A 2,396-nucleotide genomic window follows, 5' to 3' on the forward strand; every position below is an offset into this window, starting at 1 on the left:
AGCACCATCATCTCCGCAGAAGGGGTGCGCGCCGTGGCTGCGGCCTGAGCGATGGAGCGTGTCTGGGCCACGATCGTGTCCATTTGACGCGCGCCGGCATGAGTGATCAGCGCCGCGGAGCTCAAGTGCGATTTTAAGGCCGTGTCCGTGCGGCCGGCCATGCCGATATCGCGATTCTGCTTCTGGGCTACCGCTGCGTGGCGCTCGACGAACTGGCCCGACAAACTCGACATCCGCTCGCCGGTGCCCCGGGCGGAATCTGCCGCCGACTGCAGCGACATGCCAGCCGCTGAACCCGCAGTGGGCGTGCCGAACAGAGAGCGCGCGCGCTCGACGACCGCCACTGCCACGGCGGCCTCGCGCTGAATGGTCACGCATCCAATTATCGGGCATAACCGCCCGTTGCCTGAGCACCAGTCGAGGAAAACAGTCGGATGCCTGACGCATGCGACCAAGACGGTATACTGATATCGGTGATATCAGGAGGTCAAGGAGATGGGCGATGTGTTGATACGCGGCCTATCGGAGGCGGCGATCGCTCGTATCGACGCCGACGCAGCAGCGCGCGGGCTCTCACGCCAAGAGTATCTACGCACCCGCTTCGAGAGCGAGGGCATGGTGAGTGGTGCAACGCGCGCGATGACCGTCGACGACCTGCGTCGCGCCGCGGCCGCGGCCACCGACCTCGACGATCCCGACGTGATGGACTCCGCGTGGCGGTGACCAACTGGCTCATCGACAAATCCGCCTACACCCGGCTCACCGCATCACCCGACGCCGAAGCATGGGTGGAACGTATCGAACGCGGTCTCGTGCGCATGAGCATCGTGACCCGGTTGGAGATCGGCTATTCCTTCCGCACCGGAGCGCTGGCGCGCAGTGAAGCCTCCGCGGCGCCACTGGTGCTCATGCCGCTCGAGTACCTGACCCCAGCCGCCGAGGACCGCGCTGTGGAAGTGCAACTTCTGCTGGCCGACCGAGGGCAGCACCGCGCACCAGCGATCCCCGATCTGCTCGTGGCTGCGGTTGCTGAAATTGCCGGCCTCACGGTTCTCGCACTGGACAAAGACTTCGACCTCATCGCCGGCATCACCGGTCAATCGGTCGAACGGCTGCGGCTATGAGCGCCCCCGACTGCAGCGGCCCTCGGCCAGCGCGAAGTGGATGCGTATGACCACACCCGAGGACGCGCCCCCGCAGCCGACACACATCGCCGGATACCGCGTCGAGCGGGTGCTAGCGGTGGGGCCGATGGGCACCGTGTACCTCGTGCAAAGCCCGACACTGCCGCGGCGCGAAGCGCTCAAGGTCTTACCGGCCGAGCTGGGCGCCGACGACCACCTGCGCGCGCGATTCCTCCATGAGGCCGACATCATCGCCGGGCTCGAACATCCCAACATCGTGCGCGTGTTCAGCCGTGGTGAGACCGACGCCGGGCAGCTGTGGATTGCTATGGAGTACGTCGAAGGGACCAATGCCGAGATTGCGCTCTCCGACGGACAGATGACGCCGGAACGCGCCCTGCACATCATCACCGAGGTCGCCCATGCCCTGGATTACGCCCATTCGCGCGGTGTCGTGCACCAGGACATCAAACCGTCGAACTTTCTGCTGGCAGCCGGCAAGCTACCGTCGGGCACAGAGCGGGTCGTGCTCAGCGACTTCGGCGCAGCACTAACGACGCACAGCCGCGATCAAGGGATAGACGGACCGATGACCGCGACGCTGGCCTACAGCGCACCCGAAGTCATCACCGGCGAGAGCGTGGACGAACGTGCCGACGTCTACTCGCTCGGGTGCACCCTGTACCGGCTGCTCACCGGAGAGCATCCCTACCTGGCCGAGGCCGGGGGCTCGGCAAGTGTGCTAGCGCACCTGGACACCGCCCCGCCGCGTCTTTCTGATCGACTTGCGTGGGCCTCCCCTCAGTTGGACTCCGTTATCGCCAAGGCGCTCGCCAGGCGGACCTCCGACCGTTACCGCTCGGCCGGAGAGTTTGCCGCCGAAGTGGCAGGAGTGTTCACCCCCAACGCAATCAGCTCCTCCACGGCGGGTCGACCTGCCGAGTTGCCACGTCACCGCGACCAACCGTCGATACCGGCAGGCAGCGACGGTGCCATCGAGGCACGCGGCACCGCAGCAGATTTCATCGACCTGCTCCCCCACACCCGGGCGGCCTCGCGCCGGCGAGAACTGGTTCTCGGCGGCGCGGTGGTCGCTGTGATTGCCGTTGTCGCTGCGATCTGGCTCATCGCGCGCAACCCCAGTCCCCCCGCCGGCACCTCTCCCCCGACACCGGAACCGGTCGAGACCTCCTCGCCCGAGGCGATCGCCGAATTGAGGCAGTTGTTGCCGCGCGGATACCGCGCCGACAGCTGCACCCCGGCACCGCCGAG

The 2,396-nt window shown here is 66.7% G+C and carries 4 protein-coding genes; 3 read left to right on the forward strand and 1 reads right to left on the reverse strand.

Annotated elements, in window-relative coordinates; genetic code table 11:
* A partial coding sequence (locus tag ACN27A_RS33790) for a hypothetical protein (RefSeq protein WP_421458969.1) occupies positions 1-374 on the reverse strand: 374 nt, incomplete at its 3' end.
* Between the two features lie 121 nt (positions 375-495).
* Between ACN27A_RS33790 and ACN27A_RS33795 the strand changes: the two genes are divergently transcribed.
* The 3 genes from ACN27A_RS33795 to ACN27A_RS33805 form a co-directional block, all read left to right on the forward strand.
* Positions 496-723, forward strand: a complete 228-nt coding sequence (locus ACN27A_RS33795; protein WP_421458971.1) for a hypothetical protein — start codon at positions 496-498, stop codon at positions 721-723.
* Entirely contained in the window at positions 714-1,124 is a 411-nt protein-coding gene (locus ACN27A_RS33800) for a PIN domain nuclease (RefSeq protein ID WP_421458972.1), read from the forward strand. Before ACN27A_RS33795 ends, ACN27A_RS33800 begins: the two co-directional genes overlap by 10 nt.
* Positions 1,125-1,251: 127 nt before the next feature.
* Positions 1,252-2,396 (forward strand): serine/threonine-protein kinase (locus ACN27A_RS33805; protein WP_421458974.1); only part of this gene is annotated, 1,145 nt, incomplete at its 3' end.

Origin of the sequence: Micromonospora sp. WMMD737, assembly GCF_049179055.1 — a bacterium.
GTDB classification, from domain to species: Bacteria; Actinomycetota; Actinomycetes; order Mycobacteriales; family Micromonosporaceae; genus Micromonospora; species Micromonospora reichwaldensis.

Bases quoted from the DNA above. Each gene is read 5' to 3' on its own strand.
- ACN27A_RS33795 (WP_421458971.1), top strand. From the start codon at position 496: ATGGGCGATGTGTTGATACGCGGCCTATCGGAGGCGGCGATCGCTCGT.